Annotated in this window: 14 protein-coding genes; 8 read left to right on the top strand and 6 right to left on the bottom strand. The window is 53.2% G+C overall.

Annotated elements, in window-relative coordinates; genetic code table 11:
- Positions 1–20: 20 nt before the first annotated feature.
- Positions 21–1,955 (bottom strand): protein kinase YeaG, encoded by a 1,935-nt coding sequence (gene yeaG, locus VIJ98_RS10635; protein WP_008110364.1) that lies wholly within the window; start codon positions 1,953–1,955, stop codon positions 21–23.
- 408 nt (positions 1,956–2,363) lie between these two features.
- Between yeaG and VIJ98_RS10630 the strand changes: the two genes are divergently transcribed.
- Positions 2,364–3,113, top strand: coding sequence for a MipA/OmpV family protein (locus VIJ98_RS10630; RefSeq protein ID WP_407330277.1), 750 nt, complete (start codon positions 2,364–2,366; stop codon positions 3,111–3,113).
- A gap of 83 nt (positions 3,114–3,196) precedes the next feature.
- On the top strand, positions 3,197–4,045 hold the full coding sequence (locus VIJ98_RS10625; RefSeq protein WP_323273880.1) for an aldo/keto reductase: 849 nt from the start codon (positions 3,197–3,199) through the stop codon (positions 4,043–4,045).
- A gap of 23 nt (positions 4,046–4,068) precedes the next feature.
- Here VIJ98_RS10625 and VIJ98_RS10620 read toward each other — a convergent pair whose 3' ends face one another.
- Both VIJ98_RS10620 and gapA read right to left on the bottom strand, forming a co-directional pair.
- The gene (locus tag VIJ98_RS10620) at positions 4,069–4,941 is read right to left on the bottom strand and encodes a D-hexose-6-phosphate mutarotase (protein ID WP_323273877.1); all 873 of its coding nucleotides are present in this window, start codon (positions 4,939–4,941) and stop codon (positions 4,069–4,071) included.
- Between the two features lie 74 nt (positions 4,942–5,015).
- On the bottom strand, positions 5,016–6,014 hold the full coding sequence (gene gapA, locus VIJ98_RS10615) for a glyceraldehyde-3-phosphate dehydrogenase (protein WP_007889697.1): 999 nt from the start codon (positions 6,012–6,014) through the stop codon (positions 5,016–5,018).
- A 338-nt stretch (positions 6,015–6,352) separates the two neighbouring features.
- On the opposite strand from gapA, the gene msrB reads away from it, so the two are divergent.
- Positions 6,353–6,763, top strand: coding sequence for a peptide-methionine (R)-S-oxide reductase MsrB (gene msrB / locus VIJ98_RS10610; protein ID WP_008110360.1), 411 nt, complete (start codon positions 6,353–6,355; stop codon positions 6,761–6,763).
- 2 nt (positions 6,764–6,765) lie between these two features.
- Entirely contained in the window at positions 6,766–7,047 is a 282-nt protein-coding gene (locus VIJ98_RS10605) for a YeaC family protein (protein WP_101764217.1), read from the top strand.
- 36 nt (positions 7,048–7,083) lie between these two features.
- On the opposite strand, the gene pncA is transcribed toward VIJ98_RS10605, so the two are convergent.
- The 3 genes from pncA to sppA all read right to left on the bottom strand — a co-directional run bounded on the left by pncA (position 7,084) and on the right by sppA (position 10,666).
- A complete protein-coding gene (gene pncA, locus VIJ98_RS10600) occupies positions 7,084–7,692 on the bottom strand; it encodes a bifunctional nicotinamidase/pyrazinamidase (RefSeq protein ID WP_154156339.1) in 609 nt (202 codons plus the stop codon).
- Positions 7,693–7,707: 15 nt separating this feature from the next.
- Positions 7,708–8,721, bottom strand: coding sequence for an asparaginase (gene ansA / locus VIJ98_RS10595; RefSeq protein WP_008110353.1), 1,014 nt, complete (start codon positions 8,719–8,721; stop codon positions 7,708–7,710).
- Positions 8,722–8,806: 85 nt separating this feature from the next.
- Positions 8,807–10,666, bottom strand: a complete 1,860-nt coding sequence (gene sppA, locus VIJ98_RS10590) for a signal peptide peptidase SppA (protein ID WP_323273872.1) — start codon at positions 10,664–10,666, stop codon at positions 8,807–8,809.
- A gap of 170 nt (positions 10,667–10,836) precedes the next feature.
- Between sppA and VIJ98_RS10585 the strand changes: the two genes are divergently transcribed.
- From VIJ98_RS10585 to VIJ98_RS10570, 4 genes are all read left to right on the top strand, one after another.
- A complete protein-coding gene (locus VIJ98_RS10585; protein WP_323273870.1) occupies positions 10,837–11,388 on the top strand; it encodes an NAD(P)H nitroreductase in 552 nt (183 codons plus the stop codon).
- A 153-nt stretch (positions 11,389–11,541) separates the two neighbouring features.
- Complete coding sequence (gene selD, locus VIJ98_RS10580) at positions 11,542–12,585, top strand: selenide, water dikinase SelD (RefSeq protein WP_323273868.1); 1,044 nt, start codon at positions 11,542–11,544, stop codon at positions 12,583–12,585.
- Positions 12,586–12,606: 21 nt separating this feature from the next.
- Complete coding sequence (locus tag VIJ98_RS10575) at positions 12,607–14,529, top strand: DNA topoisomerase III (RefSeq protein ID WP_323273866.1); 1,923 nt, start codon at positions 12,607–12,609, stop codon at positions 14,527–14,529.
- On the top strand, positions 14,529–14,825 hold the full coding sequence (locus VIJ98_RS10570) for a YnjH family protein (RefSeq protein ID WP_008110345.1): 297 nt from the start codon (positions 14,529–14,531) through the stop codon (positions 14,823–14,825). Before VIJ98_RS10575 ends, VIJ98_RS10570 begins: the two co-directional genes overlap by 1 nt.
- Positions 14,826–14,851 lie beyond the last annotated feature (26 nt).

The following is a 14,851-nucleotide window of genomic DNA, read 5'->3' as shown; positions in this document are numbered from 1 at the left end:
GCGACGCTTACAGATAACGATTATGAAGATTTACGCACGCGCAGATACCACTCGCACAGCAGGCGAACTTGCTTGCGGGTATAGCCTTTTTCCATCATGCGATCGACAAAATCATCGTGTTTTTTCTGCTCGTCCGTTGAGGTTTTGGTATTGAACGAAATCACTGGCAGCAACTCTTCGGTGTTCGAGAACATTTTCTTCTCGATAACCGTGCGCAGTTTTTCGTAGCTGGTCCAGTTCGGATTGCGTCCACTATTCTGCGCGCGGGCACGCAGCACGAAGTTGACGATCTCGTTACGGAAATCTTTCGGGTTACTGATCCCGGCAGGTTTCTCGATCTTTTCCAGCTCGGCGTTCAGCGATTCGCGGTCAAACAGCTGTCCGGTGTCAGGATCGCGGTACTCTTGATCCTGGATCCAGAAATCAGCGTAGGTAACGTAGCGATCAAAGATGTTCTGACCGTATTCAGAGTAGGACTCCAGATACGCAGTCTGAATCTCTTTACCAATAAACTCGGCGTATTTCGGAATCAGGTAGCCTTTCAGGTGCTCCAGATACTTCTCGGCTTGATCCTGCGGGAACTGCTCGCGCTCAATTTGCTGCTCCAGTACGTAGAACAGGTGCACCGGGTTGGCCGCCACTTCGGCATGGTCGAAGTTGAACACGCGCGACAGGATTTTAAACGCGAAGCGGGTAGAAAGGCCGTTCATGCCCTCATCTACGCCTGCGTAATCGTGATACTCCTGCCAGGATTTGGCTTTTGGATCGGTATCTTTCAGGCTTTCGCCATCATAAACGCGCATTTTTGAGTAGATGCTGGAGTTTTCCGGCTCTTTCAAACGCGACAAAATGGAGAAGCGGGCCAGCGTTTCCAGCGTACCCGGCGCGCATGGCGCAGTGGTCAACTCACTGTGATCCAACAGTTTGTTGTAGATCTTGATCTCTTCGGAGACGCGTAAGCAGTAAGGCACTTTGACGATGTAAACACGGTCAAGGAACGCCTCATTGTTTTTGTTATTACGGAAGGTGACCCATTCTGATTCGTTGGAGTGCGCCAGAATGATGCCGTTGAACGGCAGGGCAGAGATCCCTTCAGTACCGTTGTAGTTACCTTCCTGCGTAGCGGTCAGCAGCGGATGCAGCACTTTAATCGGTGCTTTAAACATCTCGACGAATTCCATCACGCCCTGGTTCGCACGGCACAAAGCACCTGAATAGCCGTAAGCATCAGGATCGTTTTGCGCGTGATTTTCCAGTTTGCGGATATCGACTTTACCAACCAACGCAGAGATGTCCTGGTTGTTCTCATCACCCGGTTCAGTTTTTGCAATCGCCACCTGTTCCAGAATCGACGGCCACACTTTCACCACTTTGAAACGGGTAATATCGCCGCCAAACTCGTGCAGACGTTTTGCCGCCCAAGGCGACATGATGGTGCCAAGGTAGCGCCGCGGCACGCCATACTCTTTTTCCAGAATATTGGCGTCTTCCTGCGGGTTAAACAGGCAGAGTGGATGATCGTTTACCGGGCTGCGTTCGCCGTCGGCGCTCAGCACATAAATCGGCACACGCTGCATTAGCGCTTTCAGGCGCTCCGCCAGCGAGGATTTACCGCCGCCCACCGGGCCCAGTAAGTAAAGGATCTGTTTCTTCTCTTCCAAACCCTGCGCGGCGTGTTTCAGATAGGAGACGATTTGCTCAATCGCTTCCTCCATACCGTAAAACTCTTCGAAGGCAGGGTAGCGTCCCATGACGCGGTTGGAGAAGATGCGGGAAAGGCGTGGCTCTTGCGCAGTGTCAACCATCACCGGCTCACCGATGGCCATTAATAGTCGCTCTGCAGCGTTGGCGTATGCACTGCGATCCTGTTTACAGATGGCGAGGAATTCCTGCAATGAGAACTCTTCATCCTTGGCAGCTTCATAACGCTGACGATAGTGATCGAATATATTCATAGCGATGCCCGTCCTTTCGTTTTTAGCACAGGTAAAGGAGCGTAATAAAAGTTTGTAGCAGCTCCCGGAAGATATTCTTTATTGAGTACAGCAACCCTTATGCCAACCTGACGTTTTTTAATCGGGGTACACAATTCTTATGGTTACTCTGCTCGTACAAAAAAGTCTCGTCTTACATTTAACTGTAGAAGGCATTCAGAAAACCTGCAGCCACTTTTCTCCTTATTCAGCGATATATCAATAACAAAGTCTCATAAGCACCGAGGCAATCAACCTAAGCAGCGAGAGCGATGCAGCCACTCAGATTATTTCCCGGTGCTGGTTAGAGAGCATCATTAAACGTTAACCGATAGCAAAAATTTGGTTAGACTCTGCGTGTGATTGTTATATTAATGGACTGATTAAATTGTGAACCAATTCAAACTTAAAGCGCTTGCTCTGGCTGTTCATTGTTATTTTGCGGCGTTCGGCACTCATGCAGAACCCTTATCTCTCGGCGCTTCGGTCATTTACGCGCAGTCACCTTATCGGGGCGGACAAGACCGCTATCTGCCGATTCCGGTGATTAATTATGAAGGTGAAAACTTCTGGTTCCGCAGCCTGCAAGGCGGCTATTACCTATGGAAAGACCCACAGAATCAGCTGTCGCTGACCGTGCTGGGATCGCCGCAGGAGTACGATCCTAAAGACAACGATTTGGGTGATATGAAAGCGCTGGATAAGCGCCGTATGACGCTGATGGCCGGCGCCAACTATCGTCATGTGGCGGACTGGGGCATCGTGCGCACCACATTGCTGGGTGATGTGCTCAATAACAGCAACGGCATGATGTGGGATCTCACCTATTTATATCGCTTTAATTTCGGTGCTTTCAGCCTGACGCCGGGCATTGGCGCGCTGTGGAACAGCGCCAATCAGAACCGTTATTACTACGGTGTTTCCTCGCATGAAAGTGCGCGTACTGGCATCGCTGAGTACCATCCTGACGCCAGCTGGTCACAGTATGTTGAGATGAACGCCAGTTACCAAATCACAGAAAACTGGAACGCCAGCTTGTCAGGTCGCTATACGCGCTTCGACAGCGAAATTAAAGATAGCCCAATGGTCAATAAGAGTGGGCAGTACACACTTTGGACCGGCATCAGTTACAGCTTCTGATGATGAAATAAGCGCCTCGTAATGAGGCGTTTTTCTTACATTGCACCATTTACGAGCCCCAATTTGGCGCAACAGGAGGAGTAATGAAGACCATTCAATTTCATGGTGAATCAGCTTTACCCGCCATCGGCCAGGGAACCTGGTATATGGGCGAGAATCCATCATTACGCAGCCAGGAAGTGGCGGCACTGCAGGCGGGCTTAGATCTCGGCCTCAAGGTTATCGACACCGCTGAGATGTATGCAGAAGGCGGCGCTGAAGAGGTGGTCGGGGAAGCGTTACGCGGACGTCGCGATCAAGCCTGGCTGGTATCGAAGGTCTATCCATGGAATGCCGGAGAAGTTGACGCTATTGAAGCTTGCGAACGCAGTCTGCGCCGTCTACAAACCGATTACCTCGATCTTTATCTGTTGCACTGGCGGGGCAATGTGCCCTTAGAAGAAACCATCCGTGCGATGGAATCTTTGCAGCAGCAGGGCAAAATTCGCCATTGGGGTGTCTCTAACTTTGACCACGACGATATGCTGGAACTGTGGCATGAGCCCGGCGGCAAAGCCTGTTTAACTAATCAGGTGCTGTACCACTTAGCGTCGCGCGGTATCGAGTACGATTTATTGCCACAATGTCAGCAGCGCGAGATGCCAATTATGGCCTATTGCCCGTTGGCTCAGGCTGGACGATTGCGCCAGGCGTTGTTTGACGATCCGCATCTTCAACAGATTGCACAACAGAAGGGCATTAGCGTGGCGCAAGCGATGCTGGCTTGGGTGATACGCCAACAGGGCGTTTTAGCCATTCCAAAAGCCAGCAGCGTTGCACATGTGCAGCAAAACGCTGCGGCGCTTGGCATCAATCTAACGGATGAAGAGCTGAGCATCATCGATCGGGCGTTTCCTGCGCCACTAACGAAAACCTCATTGGATGTGGTTTAGCGGCGCAACAGCGCCGCATCTTATTACTTTTTAACAATACGAATCGTGGTGCCCAAACGCGCAGGGGATTCGCCCGCGCTTTTTAACGGCTTGCTAATGCGCGCCGTTTCCACGCACACCATGTTTTTGTAGCCTTCATTTGGCATATCACCCATGCTGCATGACAATTCAGGACCTGGGTTCCACGTGACAACGTCACTTTGATAGTGGTGATAGACTTCAATCTGACGTTTACCAGCTTTATCGTGAATCACGCTGCAGTCATCTGCCGCGGTGTGAATACGATCCACGCGGCTAGGATAGGTCTGTTTACCGTCTGATGCGCCAACCGCATTATCGTTAACCTTATCGATAAAGCTGTTACCCAATCCGCTCACTTCGACCTGCGCGATATCTGCAATCTGGAAGTAGCTGTGCAACGCTGCCGTGGCTTCATAATCGCCGTAGGCTTCCAGCTCAATTTCACAATGTTCAGCAATACGGAAACGAGCGAGCAGGGTGAAATCGTGTGGCCACAGCTTTTTAGTTTGCGCATTGCTTTCCAGCGTAAAAGTCAGCAATACCGCATCTTCGTTTTCGTCATGGGCGGTCAATGTCCACGGCATGTTACGTGCAAAACCGTGTGCAGGTTCACCTGCCGGACCAAACCACGGCCAGCAGATAGGCACGCCGCCGCGAATTGCTTTGCCCGTGGTAAACGGCGTCTTTTCACTGAGCCAAATCACCGGTTGCTGGCCGCTCGGCTGCCACGAGAGCAGATGTGCGCCTTGCAGGGCAATCGCCGCACGTACTTTGGGATGGCTGATCACCACAATCGGTAAATCACCCTGCTGACGCTGTGACAGATAAGGGGTGATTTGATTCACTACCGGAAGGGTATAAAGCGTATCTTGCATGGTCAGACCTTCTCTTTATCCAGTCGAAAAAAAGGGGCGACCGAAGTCACCCCTTGTCTGTTTAGCCGGTTAGCTTACTTAGAAGCAACCAGAGCAATCAGATCCAGAACTTTGTGTGAGTAACCAGTTTCGTTATCGTACCAGGAAACCAGTTTCACGAAGTTGTCGTTCAGAGCGATACCTGCTTTAGCATCGAACACTGAAGTCAGGGTTTCGCCGTTGAAGTCGGTAGAAACCACGTCGTCTTCGATGTAGCCCAGAACGCCTTTCATTTTGCCTTCTGACTCAGCTTTGATCACTGCACAAATTTCTTTGTAGGTCGCTGGTTTTTCCAGACGAACAGTCAGGTCAACAACAGACACGTTTGGAGTAGGAACACGGAACGCCATACCGGTCAGTTTGCCGTTCAGCTCTGGCAGAACAACGCCAACTGCTTTAGCTGCACCGGTAGAAGATGGGATGATGTTCTGCGCTGCGCCACGACCGCCGCGCCAGTCTTTGTGAGACGGGCCATCAACGGTTTTCTGGGTTGCGGTAGTTGCGTGCACGGTGGTCATCAGACCTTCAACGATACCGAAGTTGTCGTTGATAACTTTAGCCAGTGGAGCCAGGCAGTTAGTGGTGCAAGACGCGTTAGAAACGATGTCCTGGCCAGCATATTTGTCAAAGTTAGCGCCACGTACGAACATTGGGGTGCTGTCTTTAGAAGGACCAGTCAGAACCACTTTCTTCGCGCCAGCAGTGATGTGTTTACGTGCAGTTTCGTCGGTCAGGAAGATACCGGTCGCTTCAGCAACAACGTCAACACCCACTTCGTCCCACTTCAGGTTAGCCGGGTCTTTCTCAGCGGTAACACGGATTTTCTTACCGTTAACAATCAGTGCACCGTCTTTCACTTCTACAGTGCCGTCAAAACGACCGTGAGTAGAGTCATACTTCAGCATGTATGCCATGTAATCGGCGTCGAGCAGATCGTTGATCGCGACGATTTCGATGTCAGAACGCTGCTGCGCAGCACGGAAAACGATGCGACCGATACGGCCAAAACCGTTAATACCTACTTTGATAGTCATATATTCCACCAGCTATTTGTTAGTGAATAAAAGGTTGGCTGTAAAATTACAAAAACCTTACCAGGCGTCAAGCGGAATCGTGTCAATTGTTGCGACAGGTCAATTCCAACACCAGGAATAATTCGTTGCGCAATCGCTTACGCAGCACCCTTATTGCGCGCCTATGTTACGCCGAATGCGGGCTGAAAAGGGATGACTTTTGCAAAGGGTGATCGCCATCACAAAATCGTGCTGTGGAAGAGATGTCGGATGCGTTAGCACGAAAAAAGACCCGATAGATGTTGTACGTTTGTTAGAATACTAGTCGATTTTTTCAGAATGACACTCCGGAACTCAAAATGGCTAAAGACACCGCACCCGACGCAAAAATTGCGCAGCTTTCCGAAATGCAGCGCTATGTCACTCAGCATCGTGGAACGGAGCCCCCTTTCTCGGGCGCCTTGCTGCACAATAAGCAGGAAGGGATTTACCACTGCTTAGTTTGTAACTCGCCGCTGTTTCTCTCCGAAACCAAATATGATTCAGGCTGTGGCTGGCCAAGTTTCTATCAGCCTTTCAGTGACGAAGCTATCCGCTATCTGGAAGATGATTCACACGGCATGCATCGGGTTGAGATTCGTTGTGGCAACTGTGACGCGCATTTGGGGCATGTGTTCCCGGATGGCCCACAGCCAAGCGGCGAGCGCTATTGCGTGAACTCCGCTTCGCTAAACTTCACTGATGAGCAGGGCAATCAGCAAGAGGGCTAAGCATGAAACAGGAACTGGAAGCAATGCTGGAGGCGATGACGCCGGAAGTCTACGAACGACTCTCCACGGCGGTTGAAATCGGCAAATGGCCAGATGGCGTCGCGCTAACGCCAGAGCAGAAAGAGAATTGTCTGCAGCTAGTGATGTTATGGCAGGCTCGCCACAATGACGATCCGCAACATATGACCATCAGCAAAGGTGGCGATATGGTGATGAAATCGAAGAAACAGCTGAAAGAAGAGTTCGGCATTGAGCCCGATGTCACGCGCATCAACCTGCACTAAAAAGCCAAAGGGCTGGTTCTCACCAGCCCCTTATTTTCAGATTAATACCGCACCTTGCGCCGCCATCTGCTCGAACGCAATTTCACTGTCGTCCGGATTCAGGTTCACACCACGACAGCCTTCTTTAACCACCTCCACGTTGTAACCCAACTCCAGCGCATCCAGCACGCTGTATTTAACGCAGTAATCGGTCGCAATACCCAACATCACTAAATCGCTAATGCCGCGCTCGCGCAGCCAGCTGTCGAGCTCTGTCTTGCGGCGATGGCCGTTATCGAAGAAGGCGCTGTAGCTATCCACCTCAACATCACCGCCTTTATGGAACACAGCATCAATCAGAGAGCGATCGAGATCGGGATGGAAATCCGCACCGACAGAGTTCTCAATACCGTGATCCGGCCACCAGATTTGCGCTAAACCGTTTAATTCGCCCAGCGTGTACACCGGCTCGCCGGAGATTGAGGCGAAGCTGCCGTGATTGGCTGGATGCCAGTCTTGCAATGCCACCACACATTCGCCCCGATCGTGAAACTCACGCGCAAATCGATTGGCAACAGCAACCGTTTGGTCACCATCACGCACAGCCATTGGGCCGCCGGGGCAAAAATCGTTCTGAATATCGATAATTATCAATGCCCGCTTCATTGGTTTCGCTCCGTATCAATCTTCAGTCAGTTCGCCGCGTAAATTCTGCTGCATTTTGGCACGAATTTCCGCGCTGGTAAGGTTCTGACTCAATAAAAAATGCAGTTTGGTTAATGTCGCTTCAACGGTGAGATCAAAACCGCTGATTACGCCCGCATGCTCCAGCGCATTGCCGGTGGCATAGCCGCCCATATTCACTTTACCGGACATACACTGCGTCAGATTCACCACCACAATGCCGCGATCGCTGGCCTGTTGCAGTTCAGACAGGAACTCGGCGTTTTGCGGTGCGTTGCCCACACCGTAGGAACGCAGGATCAACGCTTTCACCGGTTGGCGCAGGAAGTTACCCACCACGTCGGCAGATATCCCCGGATAAATCGTCACCACGCCAATCGGCTGCGGCGTAATCGGATGCACAATCAGCTCGCCGTGACCTTGCGGTGCGGGCGGCGTATTCAACCGGCGGATATGAATGCCTGCTTCCAGCAATGGCGCCAGGTTTGGCGACGCGAAAGCATTAAAGCCGTCAGCATGTGCTTTAGTGGTGCGGTTGCCGCGGAACAGCGTGTTGTTGAAAAACAGGGCAACTTCATTAATTGGATAATTGGCTGCCACGTAGAGCGAGTTCAGCAAGTTTTGCTGACCATCAGAACGCAATTCTGCCAGGGGAATTTGCGAGCCGGTGACAATCACCGGCTTGGCGAGGTTCTCCAGCATAAAGGAGAGCGCCGAAGCGGTGAAGGCCATGGTGTCGGTACCATGCAAAATCACAAAGCCATCGTAGCGATCGTAGTTTTGCTTAATATCGTTCGCAATCGATTGCCAATCCTGCGGCGTCATGTCCGAGGAATCCATCAGCGGCTGATATTCATGGATAGTGAAAGCCGGCATTTCAGGCCGATGGAATTCGGGCATGTTTGCCAGTTGCTGCTGTAGATGACCCGATACCGGAATGTAGCCCTGCGCAGAGCGCTGCATCCCGATGGTGCCGCCGGTGTAGGCTACGTAGATATTTTTCTTTTGCATGAAGGAACTCAGACTTGCCGTAAAACGCGCAGTATAAGGGGATTGCGAACGAAAAGCAGCCCGACCAGCGGCCGGGCTGTAAAGATTAGCGTACGTTGCCGCAGTTCAGGCAGAAAGCGTAGCGATTTTGCGGATCGTTAAGGTTATTCAGTAAGCCAGGTTGCTGCTTCATTGCGCTCATCACGTCCAGCATTGGCGCAGGCAGCCAGACTTTCAGCGCTGCCGGCAACACCGCCTGAACCGACGCGTTCATCTGATTCAGCAGCAGATCGATCATGCCCGGATCATCCTGATACCAGCTCAACTCCGGCTTGGCGACTTTCGCCAGCTCAGCGGCTTTTGCTACGGCATCGTCAAAGTCACCCAACGCATCGACCAAACCATTGGCTTTCGCATCGCTGCCGGTCCAGACGTGACCCTGCGCAATCGCATTGATTTCGTCAGGCGTTTTGTGACGCGAGGTCGCCACCAGGCCCACGAAGTTACGATAGCCGTTCTCAATGGTTAGCTGCATCAGCTGCTGCACTTCGGTTGGCAGCGCTTTGGTGGTGGCGACGTCCGCCAGCGGCGATGTAGCCACACCGTCGGTATGCACACCTACCGAACTCAGGCTGTTTTCAACGGTGTTAATCACCCCAAAGATACCGATGGAACCGGTCAGCGTGCTGGGGGCCGCCACAATGTAATCAGCAGGCGTTGAAATCCAGTAGCCGCCGGATGCTGCCATGCCGCCCATCGAAACCACTACCGGTTTACCCGCATCGTGAGCTGCCGCCAGTTCTTCACGGATCGCTTCCGACGCAGTGACGCTGCCGCCTGGGCTGTTGACACGCAATACAATAGCTTTAATTTTCGGATCAAGACGCGCATCGCGAATTTGAGACGCCGTGGTATCACCGCCGATGTTTCCGGCGCTCTCTTCACCATCCATAATCGCACCGCTGGCGAGGATCACCGCGATATTGCCATCCTGACTCTGCGGCGGTTGTTTAACGGTATAATCGTAGATACTGACGCTGCGGTAATCGTTATTTGCCTTGTCCCAGCCAAAGGTTTTCACCAGTTGCTGATCGGCGGCTGCACGTGTATCCAGCACATCTACCAATTTATTGTTCAGTGCATATTTCGCCGTATCGCCTTGCACCGCTTGCAGGCCGCTAATAATGCCGGCTGCGCCAGGGAACAGCTGTTCTGGGGTGATCTGACGATTAGCCGCCACGGTATTCAGGTAGTTTTGCCACAACTGGCCAATCCAGCGTCCGTCGGCGTCGCGCGCTTCCGGAGACATATCGTCTCGCAAGAATGGCTCAACTGCCGATTTGTAAGTGCCTACGCGGAACACATGCGAGTTCACTTTCAACTTATCCAGTAAAGACTTGTAGTACAGACCATTGGTGGCGAAGCCGTGCAGATCAACCGTGCCCTGTGGTGAGAGATAGACCTTATTGGCATAGCTGGCGATGTAGTATTGCGCCTGGCTGTAGCTGTCGCCGACCACGTAAATAGGTTTGCCGGCATCACGGAATTCGCGCAGCGCTTTACCCACATATTGCAGCGAAGGTTGATCGCCACCAGCAAAGTCGCGCAGTTCCAGCACGATGCCAGTGATGTTTTTATCGGTTTTGGCCTGGCGGATCGCGTCAACGACGTCAAACAGGGAATTCTCCTGCAGGCGATCGCTGTTGGCGCCTAACAGTTGACGGCTGATACGGCTCAGACGATTGCTAACGGAAGGCTTGTCGACCAGCACACCGCTCAGATCGATTTTCAGCGCGCCTTGCTGCACAGGTTCACTGCTATTGGAACTGGAAACCTGCAGCCAAATCCCGACGCCCGCCAGGATCAACACAATAAGAAATAAATTAAGAATAAATTCCCGAATAAAATTCAGTACCCGCCAGGTCCAGCGGAACAGGCCGGAAATAATTCGCCACAAAGTGCGCATAAACTCTCCATATTCACGTAGCAGGGCAGCCAGCACGCGGTCTGCCCCGATGTCGGGTTCATCCTAAAGAGCGGCGTGCGAAAAGTCAGCAGGAAATCGCGCCAGACTGTTACAAAAGATCGCGCTGTGCCAGGATTAGCCCACGCTTTTTTATTCACGGGAGAAGAATAATGGATGCATTGGATTTATTAGTTAATCGCCGCTCGGCGTCACGTCTGGCAGAACCGGCTCCGGCGGGAGAAGCGTTGCAAAATATTCTGCACGCCGCGATGCGCGCACCCGATCACGGCACATTACAGCCCTGGCGTTTCATTATTGTCGAAAATGAAGGGCGCGAGCGTTTTGCTAACTTGCTGGAACAAGCTGCGCGCGACAGCAACCTTGAGCAGAAGGCGATCGACAAAGCAGCTTCCGCGCCTTTTCGCGCGCCGATGGTCATCACCGTGGTGGCGCATTGTGAAGAGAACGCCAAAGTGCCTCATTGGGAACAGCTGGCGTCTGCAAGCTGTGCGGTGATGGCTATGCAGATGGCAGCCGTGGCGCAAGGTTTCAACGGCATCTGGCGCAGCGGTCCGTGGACCGATCATCCGTCCGTGCGCGAAGCCTTTGGCTGCCGCGAGCAGGATGCAATTGTCGGTTTCCTCTATCTCGGCACGCCGCAGTTGAAAGCTAACACCACTGTGGTGGCGCCGGACACCGCGCATTTTGTCAGTTATTTCTGACAGACAAAGGCGGCGATTTACGGCAGGTTAGGCGCCGTTGCAGGGATTGCACAAAGCCTGTGCGAAAGATCGAGGTTAGGTCGTGCAACACTTACTCCCAACTGACAGCCAGGCTAACATAGCGCCTTCTGTTCATCGCATAAGGAAGTCGCCATGAGTGAACCTCTTCGTTTAACGCAATACAGCCACGGTGCGGGTTGCGGGTGCAAAATTTCGCCGCAGGTTTTGGAAACCATTCTGCGCAGTGAGCTCAGCCCGTTTCACGATCCGCAACTGCTGGTTGGCAATGAAACGCGTGATGACGCTGCAGTGTACGACCTCGGAAACGGTACTGCGGTGGTAAGCACCACCGATTTCTTCATGCCGATCGTCGACGATCCTTTCACTTTTGGTCGTATCGCCGCCACTAACGCCATCAGCGATATTTATGCCATGGGCGGGAAACCGATCATGGCGATCGCCATTTTAGGCTGGCCGGTGAACGTATTGAGTCCGGAAGTGGCGCAGCAGGTGGTCGAAGGCGGACGTGCTGCTTGTCAGGCGGCGGGAATCGCGCTGGCGGGCGGGCACTCGATTGATGCACCTGAGCCGATCTTTGGTCTGGCGGTAACCGGTATCGTCGATGTGGCGCGTGTGAAAAAGAACAGCGCGGCACAGGCTGGCTGTCAGCTCTTCCTCACCAAACCATTAGGCATTGGCATTCTCACCACCGCCGAGAAAAAAGGGCTGCTGCGGCCTGAACATCAGTCGCTGGCGGCTGATGTGATGTGCCAGCTGAATAAAGCCGGAGCGGAATTCGCCAAACTGGCGGGCGTCAGCGCGATGACTGATGTTACCGGTTTTGGCTTACTCGGCCATTTAAGTGAAATCTGCCAGGGTTCAGGACTGCGTGCCGAAGTGATTGCGGCGCAGGTACCGCGCCTGGCGGGCGTTGATGACTATATCGCTGCAGGAGCGGTGCCAGGCGGCACCAGCCGCAACTTCGCCAGCTATGGCGAGCTGGTTTCCCCGCTTGATGACGCCACCCGTGCGCTGCTGTGCGATCCACAAACCTCCGGCGGCTTGCTGGTGGCGGTTCAACCCAGCGCTATTGATGCGTTCCAGCGCTGTGCCTCTGCTGCTGGCGTACAAGCAACGTCGATTGGCGAACTGTTTGCCGCCGAAGCCGATCGTCCACTGATTACCGTAGTTACCTGACGTTAAGGAACGACGCCATCCATGCGTTTGTTTATTGCCGAAAAACCCAGCTTAGCGCGTGCGATTGCCGACGTGTTGCCGAAACCGCATCGACGCGGAGACGGCTATATTGCCTGCGGAAATGACCAGGTTGTGACCTGGTGTGTTGGGCACCTGCTAGAGCAGGCGCAGCCCGACAGTTACGACAGCCGCTATGCGCGCTGGAATCTGGCTGATTTACCAATTATTCCGGAAAAATGGCGCTTGCAGCCACGTCCTTCGGTGGCGAAGCAGTTAAAAGTGATTGAAGGCCTGCTGCAACAAGCCAGCGCGGTGGTGCATGCGGGTGACCCCGATCGTGAAGGTCAACTGCTGGTGGATGAGGTGCTGGATTACCTGCAGCTCGCACCAGAGAAACGCAAAACGGTGCAGCGCTGTTTGATTAACGATCTCAACCCCTCGGCGGTTGAGCGCGCGGTCGGCCGTTTGCGTGAGAACCGCGAATTTATTCCGCTGTGCGTGTCCGCGTTAGCGCGTGCGCGCGCTGATTGGCTGTATGGCATCAATATGACGCGCGCTTTTACCTTGCTGGGGCGTAATGCGGGTTACGATGGCGTGCTATCGGTTGGCCGCGTACAGACGCCAGTGCTGGGCTTGGTGGTGCGTCGCGATGAAGAGATCGAAAACTTTATTCCAAAGGACTATTTCGAGGTTAAAGCACACATCGTCACGCCAAAAGAGGAGCGTTTCGTCGCGACATGGGTGCCAAGCGACGCTTGCGAGCCATGGCAGGATGAAGAGGGGCGATTGCTGCATCGTCCGTTGGCGGATCACGTGCTTGAGCGCATTAACGGTAAGCCCGCGCTGGTCACCGGCTATAACGATAAACGCGAGTCGGATACCGCGCCGCTGCCATTCTCGCTTTCTGGCCTGCAGATAGAAGCCGGCAAACGCTTTGGCCTCAGCGCGCAGAACGTACTCGATTGCTGTCAGCGGTTGTACGAAACCCACAAGCTGATCACCTATCCGCGTTCCGATAGCCGCTATCTGCCCGATGAGCACTTTGCCGGACGGCATGCGGTATTGAATGCCATTCAGGCGCATCAGCCCAATCTGACGCCGCCAGCAGACTTCAATCCCGATCAGAAGAACCGCTGTTGGGATGATAAAAAGGTCGATGCGCACCACGCCATCATTCCTACCGCGCGTGCCAGTAAGGTCAATCTGACCGAAAATGAAGCCAATATTTATGGTCTGATTGCCCGCCAATATCTGATGCAGTTTTGCCCGGATGCGGTGTTCCGCAAATGCGTGATTGACCTCGATATCGGCGGCGGTAAATTTGTCGCCAAAGCGCGCTTTCTAGCCGAAGCCGGCTGGCGTGCGCTGCTCGGCAGCAAAGAGCGTGACGAGGAGAACGACGGTACGCCGCTGCCGGTGGTCGCCAAAGGCGATGAGCTGCTGTGCGAGCGTGGCGAAGTGCTGGCGAAGCAGACGCAGCCGCCGCGTCCGTTTACCGATGCGACACTGTTGTCTGCGATGACGGGCATCGCCCGCTTTGTGCAGGATAAAGAATTAAAGAAAGTGCTGCGTGCAACCGATGGTTTAGGTACGGAAGCGACGCGTGCGGGCATTATCGAATTGCTGTTCCGCCGCACTTTTCTGGTGAAAAAAGGCCGCTATATTCATTCGACGGATGCAGGCAGGGCGTTGATCCATGCGCTGCCAGAAATGGCCGCCCGGCCGGATATGACGGCGCAATGGGAATCAACGCTGACCCGCATCAGTGAGAAATCTTGTCGCTATGATGAGTTTATGCAGCCGCTGGTCAGCACCTTGATTGGGCTGATTGGTGAAGCACGCCAGCGACCGTCGTTACAGGCCTTTCGCGGATTGACTGCGCCTGGGGCCAAAAAAAGAGCCAAAACAAAAACGGCTCGTCGCAAAACCAAGGAGACAGAGTGATGCGTTATGCAATGATGTTGCTGGGCGGATTATTGTTATGCAGCACCTCGGCGCTGGCCAACCGCCAGCCGGAAAATAATCGTACGGGTAATACTGATGTGGTGGTGGATCTGCCACCCGAAGTCTGGACGCAAGGGCAAAATAATCGTCAGAGCAACTGCATGCAGTGCTGTACCTATGAGAATCGCAGTTATTCGGAAGGTGCGGTGGTTAAAGCGGAAGGTGTGTTATTGCAGTGCGGCAGAGATGAGAAGGTATTAGGTACCAATCCGCTTATCTGGAAAATCATCAAATAAAAGCGCGTGGCGTATGACGCCACGCT

The sequence above is a fragment of the Pantoea sp. S18 genome (assembly GCF_045689705.1).
GTDB classification, from domain to species: domain Bacteria; phylum Pseudomonadota; class Gammaproteobacteria; order Enterobacterales; family Enterobacteriaceae; genus Pantoea; species Pantoea symbiotica.
Note: the sequence above shows the minus strand (reverse complement) of the source record. Positions and strands in the feature narration are given on the sequence as shown.